Source organism: Herbiconiux sp. FW305-C-125 (assembly GCF_058783455.1).
The window spans coordinates 318,489-333,272 of sequence record NZ_JBYSYO010000001.1; the positions used below are offsets into that span (position 1 = coordinate 318,489).

At 70.4% G+C, this 14,784-nt stretch carries 17 protein-coding genes and 2 tRNA genes; 9 read left to right on the forward strand and 10 right to left on the reverse strand.

Annotated features, from left to right (window positions below; genetic code table 11):
- The first annotated feature begins 44 nt into the window (after positions 1–44).
- Positions 45–1,709: an FAD-binding dehydrogenase gene (locus tag AC3WLB_RS01770; protein WP_492502736.1), complete on the forward strand. Its 1,665-nt coding sequence runs from the start codon at positions 45–47 to the stop codon at positions 1,707–1,709.
- On the opposite strand, the gene AC3WLB_RS01775 is transcribed toward AC3WLB_RS01770, so the two are convergent.
- Positions 1,699–2,376: a DUF8185 domain-containing protein gene (locus tag AC3WLB_RS01775; RefSeq protein ID WP_492502738.1), complete on the reverse strand. Its 678-nt coding sequence runs from the start codon at positions 2,374–2,376 to the stop codon at positions 1,699–1,701. The two genes, AC3WLB_RS01770 and AC3WLB_RS01775, sit on opposite strands and share 11 nt — an antisense overlap.
- Before the next feature lie 78 nt (positions 2,377–2,454).
- On the opposite strand from AC3WLB_RS01775, the gene AC3WLB_RS01780 reads away from it, so the two are divergent.
- Positions 2,455–3,339 (forward strand): acyl-CoA thioesterase, encoded by an 885-nt coding sequence (locus AC3WLB_RS01780; RefSeq protein WP_492502740.1) that lies wholly within the window; start codon positions 2,455–2,457, stop codon positions 3,337–3,339.
- A gap of 18 nt (positions 3,340–3,357) precedes the next feature.
- On the opposite strand, the gene AC3WLB_RS01785 is transcribed toward AC3WLB_RS01780, so the two are convergent.
- The 5 genes from AC3WLB_RS01785 to msrA all read right to left on the reverse strand — a co-directional run bounded on the left by AC3WLB_RS01785 (position 3,358) and on the right by msrA (position 7,420).
- Entirely contained in the window at positions 3,358–3,840 is a 483-nt protein-coding gene (locus AC3WLB_RS01785; RefSeq protein ID WP_022895026.1) for an acyl-CoA thioesterase, read from the reverse strand.
- A 21-nt stretch (positions 3,841–3,861) separates the two neighbouring features.
- Entirely contained in the window at positions 3,862–5,544 is a 1,683-nt protein-coding gene (gene ettA / locus AC3WLB_RS01790; RefSeq protein WP_031280942.1) for an energy-dependent translational throttle protein EttA, read from the reverse strand.
- Positions 5,545–5,546: 2 nt separating this feature from the next.
- A complete protein-coding gene (locus AC3WLB_RS01795; RefSeq protein ID WP_492502743.1) occupies positions 5,547–6,053 on the reverse strand; it encodes a DUF6993 domain-containing protein in 507 nt (168 codons plus the stop codon).
- Between the two features lie 174 nt (positions 6,054–6,227).
- Positions 6,228–6,758, reverse strand: coding sequence for a single-stranded DNA-binding protein (locus AC3WLB_RS01800; protein ID WP_492502745.1), 531 nt, complete (start codon positions 6,756–6,758; stop codon positions 6,228–6,230).
- A gap of 134 nt (positions 6,759–6,892) precedes the next feature.
- The gene (msrA, locus tag AC3WLB_RS01805) at positions 6,893–7,420 is read right to left on the reverse strand and encodes a peptide-methionine (S)-S-oxide reductase MsrA (RefSeq protein WP_492502747.1); all 528 of its coding nucleotides are present in this window, start codon (positions 7,418–7,420) and stop codon (positions 6,893–6,895) included.
- Positions 7,421–7,472: 52 nt separating this feature from the next.
- Here msrA and AC3WLB_RS01810 point away from each other — a divergent pair, with 52 nt between their 5' ends.
- The 3 genes from AC3WLB_RS01810 to AC3WLB_RS01820 all read left to right on the forward strand — a co-directional run bounded on the left by AC3WLB_RS01810 (position 7,473) and on the right by AC3WLB_RS01820 (position 8,915).
- The gene (locus AC3WLB_RS01810; protein ID WP_492502749.1) at positions 7,473–7,694 is read left to right on the forward strand and encodes a hypothetical protein; all 222 of its coding nucleotides are present in this window, start codon (positions 7,473–7,475) and stop codon (positions 7,692–7,694) included.
- A gap of 171 nt (positions 7,695–7,865) precedes the next feature.
- Entirely contained in the window at positions 7,866–8,798 is a 933-nt protein-coding gene (locus AC3WLB_RS01815) for a hypothetical protein (protein WP_492502751.1), read from the forward strand.
- A gap of 44 nt (positions 8,799–8,842) precedes the next feature.
- Positions 8,843–8,915, forward strand: a tRNA-Arg gene (locus AC3WLB_RS01820).
- Between the two features lie 59 nt (positions 8,916–8,974).
- Here AC3WLB_RS01820 and AC3WLB_RS01825 read toward each other — a convergent pair.
- Positions 8,975–9,193 carry an SCO4848 family membrane protein gene (locus tag AC3WLB_RS01825; RefSeq protein ID WP_022896291.1) on the reverse strand — a complete coding sequence of 73 codons (219 nt, stop codon included), beginning with the start codon at positions 9,191–9,193 and terminating at the stop codon, positions 8,975–8,977.
- A 75-nt stretch (positions 9,194–9,268) separates the two neighbouring features.
- On the opposite strand from AC3WLB_RS01825, the gene orn reads away from it, so the two are divergent.
- From orn to AC3WLB_RS01845, 4 genes are all read left to right on the forward strand, one after another.
- Positions 9,269–9,889: an oligoribonuclease gene (orn, locus tag AC3WLB_RS01830; RefSeq protein ID WP_022896290.1), complete on the forward strand. Its 621-nt coding sequence runs from the start codon at positions 9,269–9,271 to the stop codon at positions 9,887–9,889.
- 48 nt (positions 9,890–9,937) lie between these two features.
- Positions 9,938–10,013: transfer RNA gene (locus tag AC3WLB_RS01835), tRNA-His, on the forward strand.
- 59 nt (positions 10,014–10,072) lie between these two features.
- Positions 10,073–10,423 (forward strand): metallopeptidase family protein, encoded by a 351-nt coding sequence (locus AC3WLB_RS01840; protein WP_022896289.1) that lies wholly within the window; start codon positions 10,073–10,075, stop codon positions 10,421–10,423.
- Positions 10,424–10,506: 83 nt separating this feature from the next.
- Entirely contained in the window at positions 10,507–11,796 is a 1,290-nt protein-coding gene (locus AC3WLB_RS01845) for a D-alanyl-D-alanine carboxypeptidase family protein (protein WP_492502755.1), read from the forward strand.
- 10 nt (positions 11,797–11,806) lie between these two features.
- Here AC3WLB_RS01845 and AC3WLB_RS01850 read toward each other — a convergent pair whose 3' ends face one another.
- Genes AC3WLB_RS01850 through AC3WLB_RS01860 form a run of 3 tightly spaced genes read right to left on the reverse strand, consistent with a single transcriptional unit; the run spans position 11,807 to position 14,782 of the window.
- Positions 11,807–12,295, reverse strand: coding sequence for a nucleoside/nucleotide kinase family protein (locus tag AC3WLB_RS01850; RefSeq protein WP_492502757.1), 489 nt, complete (start codon positions 12,293–12,295; stop codon positions 11,807–11,809).
- Between the two features lie 7 nt (positions 12,296–12,302).
- Positions 12,303–13,130, reverse strand: a complete 828-nt coding sequence (locus tag AC3WLB_RS01855; RefSeq protein ID WP_492502759.1) for an energy-coupling factor transporter transmembrane component T family protein — start codon at positions 13,128–13,130, stop codon at positions 12,303–12,305.
- The gene (locus AC3WLB_RS01860) at positions 13,127–14,782 is read right to left on the reverse strand and encodes an ABC transporter ATP-binding protein (RefSeq protein ID WP_492502761.1); all 1,656 of its coding nucleotides are present in this window, start codon (positions 14,780–14,782) and stop codon (positions 13,127–13,129) included. Before AC3WLB_RS01860 ends, AC3WLB_RS01855 begins: the two co-directional genes overlap by 4 nt.
- Between the last annotated feature and the right edge of the window lie 2 nt (positions 14,783–14,784).

Consider the following 14,784-nt stretch of genomic DNA (forward strand, 5'->3'; position numbering starts at 1 on the left):
GCCGCGGCCGGATGCGCCGCGGTTCTGAACGACGAGGGGGTCGCATGCCGGACGTGATCGTGGTGGGAGCCGGGCTCGCCGGCCTGGTGGCGGCGTGCGAGGTGCTCGACGCGGGCAAGACCGTGACCATCGTGGAGCAGGAACCCGCGAGCTCCTTCGGCGGGCAGGCCTGGTGGTCGTTCGGCGGCATCTTCCTGGTCGACAGCCCGGAGCAGCGACGGATGCGCGTGCGCGACTCCCTCGAGCTCGCCCGGCAGGACTGGTTCGGCACCGCCGGCTTCGACCGGCCCGAGGACCACTGGCCCCGGCAGTGGGCCGAGGCCTACCTCGACTTCGCCGCCGGCGAGAAGCGGGCCTGGCTGCACGAGCGGGGCGTGCGCTTCTTCCCGGTGGTCGGCTGGGCCGAGCGCGGCGGGTACACCGCGAACGGCCCCGGCAACTCGGTGCCGCGCTTCCACATCACCTGGGGCACCGGGCCGGGAGTGCTCGCGCCGTTCGTCGCACGGTTCGAGGAGGGGATCTCGGCGGGGCGCGCATCCGTCCTGCACCGGCATCGGGTCGACGAGCTGGCCACGGCGTCGGGAGCGGTCACCGGCGTGCGCGGCAGCGTGCTCGCCCCGAGCGCGGTGGGTCGCGGCGAGCCCAGTTCGCGCGAGGTGGTGGGCGACTTCGAGCTCTCGGCCGACGCGGTGATCGTGGCCAGCGGCGGCATCGGCGGCAACCACGACCTGGTGCGCGCCTCCTGGCCCTCGCGGCTCGGCACTCCCCCGGCGACCATGCTCTCCGGAGTGCCCGCGCACGTCGACGGCCGGATGCTCGGCATCACCGAGCAGGCCGGTGCGCGCCTGGTGAACACCGACCGGATGTGGCACTACACCGAGGGCATCACGAACTACGACCCGGTGTGGCCGCTGCACGGCATCCGCATCCTGCCCGGGCCGTCCTCGCTCTGGCTCGACGCGACCGGGGCGCGGCTGCCGGTGCCGCTGTTCCCCGGCTTCGACACGCTCGGCACGCTCGAGCACATCCTCGGCACCGGGTACGACTACAGCTGGTTCGTGCTGACGCAGGCGATCATCGAGAAGGAGTTCGCGCTCTCGGGCAGTGAACAGAACCCCGATCTCACCGGGAAGGACCTGCGGTTGCTGGCGCAGCGCATCCGTCCCGGCGCGCCCGGGCCGGTAGAGGCGTTCAAGGCGCGCGGAGCCGACTTCGTGGTGGCGCCGACGCTGCCCGAGCTCGTGCGCGGCATGGTCGACCTCGAGCCCGCACCCGCACTCGACCCCGCACAGGTGACCCGCGAGGTGTACGCCCGCGACCGCGAGATCGCCAACACTTTCACGAAGGATGCGCAGGTCACCGCGCTGCGCGGCGCGCGGCGGTATCTCGGCGACAAGCTGATCCGGGTGGCGAAGCCGCACCGGCTGCTCGACCCGGCGGCGGGGCCGCTGATCGCGGTGAAGCTGCACATCCTCACCCGGAAGAGCCTCGGCGGCATCTCGACCGACCTCGAAGGGCGCGTGCTCGACCCGGCCGGGGCGCCGGTGCCGGGGCTCTACGCGGCGGGCGAGGCGAGCGGGTTCGGCGGCGGCGGGATGCACGGCTACCGCGCGCTGGAAGGCACGTTCTTGGGTGGCTGCCTGTTCTCGGGGCGCGTGGCCGGTCGGTCGGCGGCACGCGTGACCAGCGCGCGGAGCCTTACGCCCTGACCAGGACGTGCCCGCGGCGGAGCGTGAGGCGCAGCCATTGACCCGCCCGGAAGACCCGCACGTCTTCGTCGTCCCGTCGCACGAAGCCGAGGCTCACCGCGCAGAAGGCGGCGCCGGCCGGGATGCGGGGCCGGAGTTCGGGCAGCACGTCGTCGGCCAGGTCGCGACCCCACACCTCGGAGCGCACCCGGTGCACGAGCTGCTCGCCGGTGCCGTCAGGCACGGCCGCGGCGACCTCGGCGATGCCGGTGCGGGCGACCGCCTCGAGGAGCGTCGACGGCAGCGTTCCCACCGGCTCCCAGCCCCCGCGCGGCGGGCTCACGCCGGCCCAGGCGACTCCGGTCTCCACCGGCGGGAGCGGCACGTCGATCGGGCCGGATTCGGAGTTGCTCACGAGCGAGAGCTGCGCGAGCCGATCGAGCAGCGGGCGGATGGGCACGACCACGTCGAACGCATCCGGAGACCCGAGTGCGAACGTTCGGAGGCCCAGCACGGTGGGGGTGCGGTCGAGCAACCCTTTGGGGGTCAGAGCGGCGGTGTAGGCGGCGAGCACACCGAGACTTCCGATGAGCCGCACCGATCCGTTCTCGACCCGGGCGGCGCGCCCGAGGTACACCTTGAGGTCGCCGAGCGACGCGGCGTCGATGAGGGTGAAGAGCGTGACCATCTGTGCTGTCTAAACTACTTCACAGCGGCGATAACGGCTCCTGTCACGACGCCGCGTCGTCGACTCCCCGGAGGAACCATGTCCGACGCCCTCTCCGGCTTCCTCACCACCCTCGATCTGGCCGACACCGGCGCCCGAACCTCGGAGGACATCTTCACCGGGCCCTCGCAGTGGATGCCCAACGGGCGCGTCTTCGGCGGTCAGGTGCTCGCGCAGTCGGTGATCGCGGCCGTGCGCACCGTCGAGCCGGACCGGGCGGTGCACTCGCTGCACGGGTACTTCCTGCGACCGGGGGACGCGGCACTGCCGATCACCTTCGCGGTCGACCGCATCCACGACGGCCGCTCGTTCTCGACCCGGCGCACGCAGGCCTACCAGAACGGTGTCCCGATCCTCTCGGCGATCTTCTCGTTCCAGACCGAGGACGAGGGGCTGGAGCACCAGGTAGGCATGCCCACGGATCTGCCCGAGCCCGAGGAGCTGCCGAGCGCGGCCGAGGTGCTCTCGGCGATCGACCACCCCATCGCCCGCACCTGGGCCCGGGAGCGGGCGTTCGACATCCGGCACATGCCGTCGCCGATCTACCTGAGCGTCGAGGGCGAGCACGTGGCGCATCAAGCGGTCTGGCTGCGGGCGCTCGGGCGGCTGCCCGACGACCCGAACCTGCACCGGGCGGCGCTCGCGTACGCCAGCGACTACGCCATCCTCGAGCCGGTGATGCGACGGCACGGCATCCCGTGGGGCCGGCCCGACCTCAAGATGGCGAGCCTCGACCACGCGATGTGGTGGCACCGTTTCGCCCGCGCCGACGAGTGGCTGCTCTACACGCAGAGTTCCCCGAGCTCGGGCGGTGGCCGAGGGCTCGCGCTCGGCAGCATCTACGACCGCGGCGGGCGGCTCATCGCCTCGGTGGCGCAGGAGGGCATGCTGCGCGTCTCAGGCGGCGGCGCGGGCCAGCGGTAGTCGGCGGCTGTCGCCGGTTCAGCTGCGGCGGCGGAAGGTCAGCGGTTCGTCGAGGTAGGGTTCCCACGCCTCCCGCTCGTGCGGCAGGATGCGGCGCGGCCGCTCGGTGTCGGCATCGACCAGCACGAGCGTGGTCGACGCTTTCACGTAGGTGATCTGGGGCGGCGCGGCGAGCGGGCTCTTGATCTCGTAGTAGACGTCGAGGCTCGCGCCGCCGAGGTGCCCGATCCAGAGTTCGACGTCGATGGGCTGACGGATGTACGGCATCGACCGTACGTACTCGATCTCCTGCCGCGAGATGACACTCTTCGTGCGCGTGGTGGGGCTAGCGTCGATGACCGCGGTCGTCCACTCCGCCTGGGTGGGGTCGGCGAGATCGCCGTCGACCCAGAAGGCGAAGACGCGCGCCTCTTCGAGGATCTTGAGCATGGAGGCGTTGTTCACGTGCCCGTAGGCGTCGAGGTCGCTCCAGCGCAGCTGGATCGGTACGTGCAGTCGCATGCGGTTCGGCGGTCTCCCGTCTCAGTCGCGGGTGAGCTTCCGGTACGCGGAGCGATGCGGCTTCGCGGCGTCGGGCCCCAGGCGCTCGATCTTGTTCTCCTCGTAGGCCTCGAAGTTGCCCTCGAACCAGTACCAGTTCGCCGGGTCGTCCTCCGTGCCCTCGTAGGCCAGGATGTGCGTGGCGATGCGGTCGAGGAACCACCGGTCGTGGGTGATGACCACGGCACAGCCCGGGAACTCGAGCAGCGCGTTCTCGAGGCTGCCAAGCGTCTCGACGTCGAGGTCGTTGGTGGGCTCGTCGAGGAGCAGCAGGTTGCCGCCCTGCTTCAGGGTGAGCGCGAGATTCAGCCGGTTGCGCTCACCGCCGGAGAGCACGCCGGCCGGCTTCTGCTGGTCGGGACCCTTGAAGCCGAAGGTCGACACGTAGGCGCGGGACGGGATCTCGGTCTTGCCGACCTGGATGTAGTCCTGCCCGTCGGACACGACCTCCCACAGCGTCTTCTTGGGGTCGATGCCCCCACGGGACTGGTCGACGTAGGAGATGTCGACCGTCTCGCCGATCTTGAGATCGCCGCCGTCGAGCGGCTCGAGCCCGACGATGGTCTTGAACAGCGTGGTCTTGCCCACACCGTTCGGGCCGATGACGCCCACGATGCCGTTGCGGGGCAGGGTGAACGACAGGTCGTCGATGAGCACGCGCTCGCCGAAGGCCTTGTGCAGCTTCTTCGCGTCGATGACCTGCGAGCCCAGGCGCGGGCCCACCGGGATCACGATCTCCTCGAAGTCGAGCTTTCTGGTGCGCTCGGCTTCGTTCACCATCTCCTCGTAGCGGGCGAGGCGCGCCTTCGACTTGGCCTGACGGCCCTTGGCGTTGCTGCGCACCCAGTCGAGCTCCTCAGAGAGGCGCTTGGCCAGCTTCGCGTCCTTCTTGCCCTGAACCTCGAGGCGCTCGCGCTTCTTCTCGAGGTACGTGGAGTAGTTGCCCTCGTAGGGGTAGAGGCGACCGCGGTCGACCTCCGCGATCCACTCGGCCACGTGGTCGAGGAAGTACCGGTCGTGGGTGACGGCAAGCACGGCGCCGGGGTACTTCGAGAGGTGCTGCTCGAGCCAGAGCACGCTCTCGGCGTCGAGGTGGTTGGTGGGCTCGTCGAGCAGCAGCAGGTCGGGCTTCTGCAGCAGCAGCTTGCAGAGGGCCACCCGGCGCTTCTCACCACCGGAGAGATTGGCGACCGTCGCGTCGCCCGGAGGCGTGCGCAGCGCATCCATCGCCTGCTCCAGCTGCGAATCGAGATCCCACGCGTCGGCCGCGTCGATCTCCTCCTGCAGGCTTCCCATCTCGGCCAGCAGCGTGTCGAAGTCGGCGTCGGGCTCGGCCATCTCGGCGCTGATCTCGTTGAAGCGGTCGATCTTGCCCTTGATGGGGCCGACGCCCTCCTGCACGTTCTCGAGAACGGTCTTCGACTCGTCGAGCTCCGGCTCCTGCATCAGGATGCCCACGGTGAAGCCGGGGGTGAGCTTCGCCTCGCCGTTGGACGGGGTGTCGAGCCCCGCCATGATCTTGAGGATGGTCGACTTGCCCGCGCCGTTCGGGCCCACCACACCGATCTTCGCCCCGGGGAGGAACGCCATGGTGACGTCGTCGAGGATCAGCTTGTCGCCCACCGCTTTGCGGGCGCGCACCATCGAGTAAATGTATTCGGCCATGGTCACCAGTCTATGGCGCGGGTCTGGCCCACCAGGCACGCCCCGGTGCCGAGAGCGGGCGCCACCATGCTCTCGTACTGGCCCTGCCCGTACTGCCCGATCAGGCAGTCGTCACCCCAGTGCACCGAGAACTGGATGGAGTCGGCAGCCACCCCCACCGTCGTCACGTCGGGCGTGACCTGCATGGCCGCGATGTCGAAGCCGTTGCTGCGCAGGTTGCTCGTGAAGTCCTGACCTCCGGCCGCCGGGTTCGCCGCGATGAGCGCCTGATTGACCTGGTCGAAGAACGCCTTGTTGTCAGCGGCCGACCCGGCGGGGTCGAGTTGCTCGGTGACCGGTGCGGACGTCGCCGCCGCTGAGGAATCCCCACCCGCGGTGGCGGGAGCGGACGAGACGCCCGGGTCGGCGGGCTCGGCCGTGCAGCCGGTCAGCAGCGCGGCCAGCACGAGCGGCGCACCCGCCGCTGCCAGCGCCCAGCGCCCTCGATTGCCATGCGTCCCTCGCAGCATCGCTCGCGGCGTCCTCTCGTTCGTGAGCCCTGCGACTCGTTCGTGCACCCCGCGACGACCCGAAGGCCGTCCACCTCCCAAGGCCGTCCACGAGTTTATGCGCTCCGGGCGCTGCGCGGCTGTGAGATACCACCCACTCTCCGTGCCGTGGGTCACCGGGTGATGCGCCACCGGTCAGAAAGGCACCAGCACACCATCGGCGGTATCGGAGTCCGCTGCGGGGTGCTCGTCGCCGCCCAGGGGCGGGGCCCACACGGATTGCGACGCCGCCGTCGGCCCGCCCGGATCGGCAGACGGCGCGCTGGTGCCAGGAGCATCCGCCGACTCTCCCGGGGCGCCGGACCCCGCCAGCACGGACTTCGTGTAGACGGCCGTGCCCCAGCTCAGGTCATGACCGACGGCTTCGGCCTCGAGTTCGACGGTGGTGCCCGACTTCTCGCCGTTCTCCCACGCACGCACGCGCACGCGCCCGGTGACGACGAGGTGCTGGCCTCGCTGCACCGAGCCGACGACGTTGAGTGCGAGATGCCGGAACGTGCTCACCGTGTACCAGTTCGTGTCGGCATCCACCCAGCGGCTCTGCTGGCGGTCGTAGCGCCGTTGGCTCGACGCCAAACGGAAGCTCGTGATGTCGAGCCCCGAGTTGGTGGTGATGTGTCGCGGCTCGGTGGCGACGACTCCGGTGAGGGTCAAGTGGTCGGGCATGTTCTGCTCCTTGCGTTGAATCGAGGTCAGGATTCGTTCTGACTCACCGATTCTCGGCACGAGCCGAGCGGCAGAACGGCCGGGCGCCCGATCTGTGGACAAGTACCCGGCCGTTCGAAACCGTGGAGGAGAGGTCAGGCCGCCTTGATGTAGCTCGCGTAGGCCTTGCGCACCTTGGTGACCTTCGGCACGGCGACGGCCATGCAGTAGCCCTGGCCGGGGTTCTTCGCGAAGAAGTCCTGGTGGTACTCCTCGGCACGGTAGAACTCGCCGAGGGGCTCGAGGGTGGTGACGATCCCGCCGTCCCAGAGCTCACCGGCGCGCACGAGCGCCGCCTCGAACAGGGCCTTCTGCTCCTCACCCTGGTAGAACATGGCCGAGCGGTACTGGGTGCCGACGTCGTTGCCCTGCCGGTTGAGCTGCCGCGGGTCGTGCAGGGTGAAGAAGACGTCCAGGATGATGTCGGGCGGGATGACCGCAGGGTCGAAGCTCACCTCGACGGCTTCGGCGTGGCCCGTGGTGCCGGTGCAGACCAGCTCGTAGCTGGGATTCGGAACGCTGCCGCCGGTGTAGCCCGAGACGACGTCGTGCACACCGTCCAGGGTGCGGTAGACGGCGTCGAGGCACCAGAAGCAGCCTCCTGCGAGAACGAAGGTTTCCATGCCCCGATTCTACGGTCGGCCCGATGTCGGTGGCTCGGTCTACCGTCGGAGCATGAGCACCTCGACCCCTCTCGTGAACCGCCCGGAGCTCCGTCGCGTACGCGACGGGTACTGGCGGGTGACCGCCGCCTCCGGCATCGTCCTCGGCTACGTCGAGGAGGTGGAGAACGAGGGGCGGCTGCGCTACCGGGCGACTCGACTTCATCCGCCGTTGCGGCTGTTTCCTATCGGCGAGTTCGGTGGTCGGGAGGAAGCTGCCGAATGTCTGCGCTGACTGGAACGGTGCTGACGTCAGGTCCTCCGACGGTCGGGGCTCTGATCGTGGGAGTTCGCACGACACCGGCTCGTCGGCACCGGCATCCGAATGGCGCGAGGTAGTGTGCCGCACATGGAATGGTGGAATGCATTCGTCCGGTGGCTGACCTCGCCCGCGGGAGGGTTCGTCGTGTCCGACGTGGTCCTGCCGGCGCTCGCGATCATCGTGGCCGGTCTCCTGGCCGCGTGGATCGCCCGCGGCGCCGTCAAGCAGCTGCTCGCCAAGCACGATCGCGAGCTCAAGATCTCAGCCATCGCGTCGCTCATCGACGCCGCCGAGCAGGCCTCGGTGTGGAACTCGCTGACCCCTCAGGAGCAGATCCTCTCCGATCGGGCCACCGGCCAGGCCGACATCCAGGTGCGTCTGCTGCCGATCAAGGGGGCGGACGTCGCGGCGAACTGGGCCGCACACGCTCTGGCCGAGATGAAGCGCGAGTCGGCCACCTTCGGCTATCAGATCGAGCCCGCGGTCGTCGAGTTCCGCGATCGGCTGATCGAATGGCAGCAGCGCCCAGGTCGCGCGAAGCGTGTGTTCCAGAGCGACCTCGAGCGCTGGGCGGCCGAAGACGCGTCGGCGCAGCGTGAATTGGTGGCTCAGCAGGACGCCTGGGTGGCGCAGCAGCACCACGCCCAGTACGCCGGCACCGAGGCACTCGGCGGCGCGGCCGCAACCCCGACTCCGAGCGCGGCTCCGGCGTCGACCACCGCTTCCGGCGTCAGCCCCGAAGCCTCCCCGTCGCCCGTCGCACAGCCCGCCGGCTACGGCTCGGGCGCGGCCTCCTACGGCGCAGGGGTCTCCACCGCCGTCATCGCGCCGGCCGCCCCGCTGCCGCCCACCCACGAGCCCCGGCCCACGGTGCAGCAGGTCGCGTCGGGCACGGGAACGCGGGGTGTTGCGGCGGGGCATCAGACGGCAGGCAACCCAGCGCCGAGCGGCCAGGGGTCGAGCTCGGCATCCTCGCTGGGCGACCTCGAGTACACGGTCGACCCGGGTGAGGCTCGGGCTGCCGGCGACGTTCCGCCGCCCGTGCACGCGTTCCCTCCTCGCGCCACGAACGACTAGACGCGCCAGAGCACCTGAACCCGGCGTAGTACGCTTTTCGGGTCGCCCCTGTAGCTCAGTGGATAGAGCACCGGCCTTCTAATCCGTTTGTCGCTGGTTCGAATCCAGCCAGGGGCACACTCGGGGCACGCCGCTCACGCCGCGCAGTTCAGCCTGCGCCGCTCAGCTCGCACTGGTCACATCGTGACGAGCGCCACCACGGCCACCACAGCCGAGATCACGGCGATGAGCAGCGAGATGCCGATGAGCACGGCGTGCACGATGAGGAACGGCGTGGGCTTACCCGCCGCGTCACGGGAACGTTCGTCGCGGTTGACCCGCTTGAAGAACTGGGGCCACACGATGGCGTTCCAGGCGGCGTTGACGAAGAGCAGGACGGCGAGTGTGATGATCATCGCCGCAAGTCTACGAGCTCGGCATCCCGCACCCGCGCGGCCCTCGGTGTCATCGGCACGCCCTAGACTCGGGGCATGAGTGCTTCCTCGGATCGTCTCGTCTGGATCGACTGCGAGATGACAGGACTGGACCTCGAGGTCGACGAGCTGGTCGAGGTGGCGGTCGTCGTCACGGATTTCGACCTCGCACTGGTCGACCCCGGCTTCAGCATCGTGATCAAACCCGACGACTCCGCCCTGGCGAACATGAGCGACTTCGTCACGAAGATGCATGAGACCAGCGGTCTCGCCGAGGAGATCCCGAACGGTGTGAGCCTCGCCGACGCCGAGTACCAGGTGCTGGAGTACATCCTGCGCTTCGCACCCGCACCGCAGTCGGCGCCGCTCGCGGGCAACACGATCGGCACCGACCGCTCGTTCCTCGCGAAGTTCATGCCTCGCGTCGACGGGCATCTGCACTACCGCAGCATCGACGTGTCGTCGATCAAGGAACTCTCCCGCCGCTGGTTCCCGCGGGTGTACTTCAATGCCCCCGAGAAGGCCGGCGGGCACCGCGCGCTGGCCGACATCCTGGAGTCGATCCGCGAGCTCGAGTACTACCGCAAAGCCGTGTTCATCGCCGAGCCCGGGCCCACCTCGGCCGACCTCAAGACCATCTCGGCCGACGTTGTGCGCGAATTCGACGCGAGGATGTAATAGAATATTTTCTCGTCGCCAGGCAATCTCGATTGCACGGCGGTCATGGTGGATATAGCTCAGTTGGTAGAGCGCTGGCTTGTGGTGCCGGATGTCGCGGGTTCGAGTCCCGTTATTCACCCCAACTCGATGGCCCGGGTTCGTCCCGGGCCATCGTCGTCTCTCCGTCACGACAGGATGCCCATGGTCGAGCTCGATGCCGACGCCTTCGAGCAGCTGGTCGCCGACGAACTCGACGAGTTGCCTGACGACATGATGGACGGCCTCGACAACGTGGTGTTCGTCGTCGAGGATCGCCCGGAGGACGGCTCGCTCGACCTCCTCGGCCTCTACGACGGAGTCGCTCTCACCGAGCGCGGGCAGTACGGCTTCGGCGAGATGCCCGACCGCATCACCGTCTTCCGCGAGCCTCTGCTCGCGATCTGCGACGACCTCGACGAGTTACGCGACCAGGTGCACATCACCCTCGTTCACGAGATCGCGCACTACTACGGCATCGACGACGAGAAATTGCACGAACTCGGCTGGGCCTGAGACGCCCGTCTGCAGCATTTACCCAGGCATCCGCAACCGAGTCGATACCCCGGAGGCGATGGTGCGCCCCGTAGCCTGGACGCATGGCGAATTCGGCGGGACGTAAGGCGCTCCGAGCACTCGTCGTGGTGGTCGGAGTCGTCGTCATCCTCGGGCTCGGACTGTACGGCCCGGCGACACTGGTCGGTCCGCTGCCGCCGGCGAGCGCATCCGTCGCCGACTCCCCCGCCGAGTCGGGTGCCGCCACCGCGCCGACCATGCCCACCACCGGGGCCAGCGCGATCGTGGCCGACGTCGCCTCGCCCGTCTTCGCGTCCGGCGGTCTCACCGAAGCCGTGCCGATGGGCGGTGTCGCGAAGATCATCACCGCGCTCGTGGTGCTCGACGCCAAGCCCCTCGCCGCCGGCGCGCAGGGGCCCACCATCGCGGTCACCAAAGCCGATGCCGACGGCTACACCCAGTACGTCGCCGAGAGCGCACGCACCGTGCCGGTCGCGCAGGGCGAGAACTGGACCCAGCGCGAGATGATGCAGGCGATGCTCCTCGGGTCGAGCAACAACCACGCCGACACCCTCGCCCGCTGGGCCTACGGCTCGATCGACGACTACCTCGAGGCGGCGGACGCCTGGCTGGCCGCTCGCGACCTCACCGGCATCACGCTGGTCGACGCCACCGGGCTCGACGAGAACGACCTGGGCACCGCATCCGACCTCGCCCGCATCAGTGCCCTCGCCTACTCGGAGGCGTCGATCGCCGAGATCATGTCGTCCGACGCCGACGACGTCGTGCTCCCCGGCAACCGCCGGGTCGACAACCTCGCCGCCTACCGCGCCGACCTCGGGTACACCGGTGTCTCGCGCAGCTACACCGATCAGGCGGGCGTCTGCTACCTCTTCGCGCTCACCGTCCCGGTCGCGGGCGGCAGCGGCGGCACGGGCGCCCAGGCCGACGCCGAGGCCACGTTGTACGGCGCGTTCATCCGCGAGCCCGATTGGGACACCCTCGACGCCGACCTCGAAGCCCTCGCGGCCTCGGCCGCGGGAACCATCACGCAGACTCCCGTGGTGACCGAGGGCCAGCCGTTCGTGACCTACACCACGCCGTGGGGCGACACCGCGCAGGGCGTGGCGATGGCGACGGAATCACGGATGCTCTGGGGCGCGTCGCCCCTGCAGTACCGCGTCGACGCGAAACCCCTCGCCACCGGCTCGCTCGGCGAGCAGGTCGGCAGCGTCACGGTGACGACACCCGACGGCGACGTGACCGTGCTGCTCGAGCTCGACCGGCGCATCGGCGACCCGGGGCCGCTCTGGCGGTTGACCAACCCGGTGCCCGTCATCTCGGCGTTCATCGAATCGCGCACGACGGGCTGACCCGACAGGCTCAGGTGGGCACCACCATGGTTGCGAGTTCACGCGGCTGCTCGCGCGTCACGAACTCCTGCCACTGCGTCTCCCAGCGGTCCCACTCGCGGCGGTACAGCTCGCCGTCGCGAGCCAGCGCACGCGCCTTGCGCGTGGCGTCGTCGGTTTCGACCCAGATGGCGAGGTCGGCGAGTTCGGCGTTGCGCCGGGACAGCGCGCCGCAGCCCTCCACGATGAGCGGACGCGCGGGATCGACGTCGTGCCACTCGGCGGAGCGACCGGCCGCCCAGTCATAGCGTTGCCAGCGCGCCGGCGAACCCGCGCGCAGCGGCTCGAGGAGGTGCTGGGTGAGGTGCGCGCTTCCCGCCGCGAGGCCGTCCCAGCCCGGGTAGACGTCGTCGAGGTGCACCACGGTCGGGACGTCGGCGCCCGCCCAGTCGTCGCGCATCCGGAGGGCGAGGGCGGTCTTGCCCGACCCACTGGGTCCGTCGATGAGGATGACCGTCATCGCTCCCTCATCCCACGATCAGGTTGAACGAACCGGTCGCGATCGACACCGTCAGCGCCACCGTCCCGATCGCCCCACCGGCCAGCATGAGCAGCCACTCGCGTCGGCCGAAGGTCGAGGGTCGCGCCCACGTTCGCACGGTGGCACCGCCGAATCCGCGGGCCTCCATCGCCGTGGCCAGCTTGCTGCCCCGGCGGATGGAGAGCACGAGCAGGGCGAACGCCTGGCCGGCGAAGCGCCGGATGCGGCCGGAGTCGCCGAGGCCACGAGCACGCCGGGCGAGTTCGAGCTGACGCCAGTCCTGGAGGAAGAGGCCGATCAGGCGCATCCCGGCCAGGGCGCCGAGCACGAAGCGGCTCGGCAGGTGCCAGACCTGCGCGAGCCCGTCGGCGAGATCGGTGGGGTCGATGGTGGCGAACAGAACGACCGCGGGCAGGCCGATGGCGAGGATGCGGAGCACCGTGGCGACGGCCAGCGAGATCGACCCGTCACTGATCTCCATCAGCCAGAACTGCCAGTACACCTGTCCGCTCGTCACGCCGTACAGGAGGGTCGTCAGACCCGCGAGCGGAGCCGCGATCCAGATCGCAGCCGTGCGGCGGAAGAACGCGCGGGGGCCGAGCCCCGCCCACACCAGGAGCACGCTCTCGAGCGCGAGCGCCACGGCCGCCGAGACCCAGTCGATCGTGACCAGGAGGATGGCGCTCAGCACGAGCGATGCGGCGAGCTTCGCGACGGGGTTGATCGTGCCGATCGCACTGACACGGCGGGCGCCGGTCGGAGCGGTGGCCTCGGCCGCCCCCGCGCCGCTGCCGGCGGACGCGACGGCGCTCATCGGGGCACCCCGCGCCCGACCGCGCCGATGACGAGTTCGTCGCCGCCGAGCGCCTCCACGAAGGCGCGGTCGTGCGTGACCGCCACGATGGCGGTGCCGCGATCGAGCAGCTCGGCCAGCAGCCGCACGAGCTCGGCCCACGTGCGGGAGTCCTGGCCGAAGGTGGGCTCGTCGAGCACGAGCACCCGAGGGCGGGCCACCAGCGCCGACGCCACCGAGAGGCGACGCTTCTCGCCGCCCGACAGGGTGTACGGGTTGGCGGTCAGCAGCCCGGTGAGCCGCAGCCGACCCGCCACGTCGGCGACGCGCGCCTCGACCTCGGCGGAGTCGAGCTTCAAGGCTCGCAGACCGACCTCGAGCTCGGCGCGAACGGTGCCGGAGACGAACTGGTGCTCCGGGTCCTGGAAGACGGTGCCGATGCGCGACAACAGATCGCTCGAGCGCCAGGTCGATGGCGACGACGCACCCGGCCGGCCCTCGGATGCCCGGCCGCGACGAATTCCCCGGCGGGCATGTGTCCCGGCTGCCAGCTCGGGCGAAGCCACGAGCACGCCGCCCGCTGGTGCGAGCAGACCCGCGAGCGTGAGGGCGAGGGTGGTCTTGCCCGCGCCGTTGGGCCCGGTCACTGCGGTGAACCTGCCCGCGCGCACGTCGACGTCGATACCGCGAGCGACCACCGCTCCCGCGACCCGGGCGACATCGAGCCCCCGAGCGCGCAGGAGCACCCCGCGCCGGGCGTCCGGCTCCGGCTCCGGCCCTGCCACTGGCACCGGCACCGGCACTGGCACTGGCACTGGCACTGTGATGGCTTCGCCGGGGCGGCCCGTCGGGCGCACGGCATCAGGCCACGACGCGAGCGGGTCGTGGCCGGGCACCCAGACACCGGCGCGTGCGAGCGCTTCGCCCTGGGCTCCGAGCACCTCGGCGGGCGTTCCGTCGGCCAGCACCCCACCGCCCGCTTCGAGCACCACCACCCGGTCGACGACGTCGAGCCAGATGTCGACGCGATGCTCGATCACCATGAAGGTGGCCGAGGAGCGCCGCACCAGCTCGGCCACCGCATCCCGCACCTCCACGACCCCCACCGGGTCGAGGTTGGCCGTCGGTTCGTCGAGCAGCAGCACCCCTGGGCGCATCGCCACGACACCGGCGAGCGCCACGCGCTGCTTCTGCCCGCCCGACAGCTCCGCCGTGGAGCGGTCGAGCGGAAGGTCGAGGCCGACGGCCGCGAGCGCAGCCTCGACACGCGGCCAGATCTCCGGGCGCGGAACGCCGAGGTTCTCGCAGCCGAACGCCACGTCATCGCCCACTCGCGCGAGCACGATCTGGGAGTCCGGATCTTGCAGCACCAGACCGGCCGAGCCGCGCGCGTGCCGCGGGTCGGTGCCGGCGAGCTCGAGCGCGCCCTCCTCCTCCCCCTCGTCGGCGCCGCCGAGCACACCCGCGAAGGCCTGCAACAGCGTCGATTTGCCGGCACCGGATGCGCCGAGCAGCAGCACACGCTCGCCCGGCTCGATCACGAGGTCGAGTCCGCGCACCGCCCAGTCCGCGCGCCCGGCGTGCCGCCAGCCCCAGCCCGTGGCACGGAGGCCGGCGGGCTCGGGCTCGGCACGCGCGGCGGGTGCCTCGGCCGGGGTGGATGGGTGGGGCATCC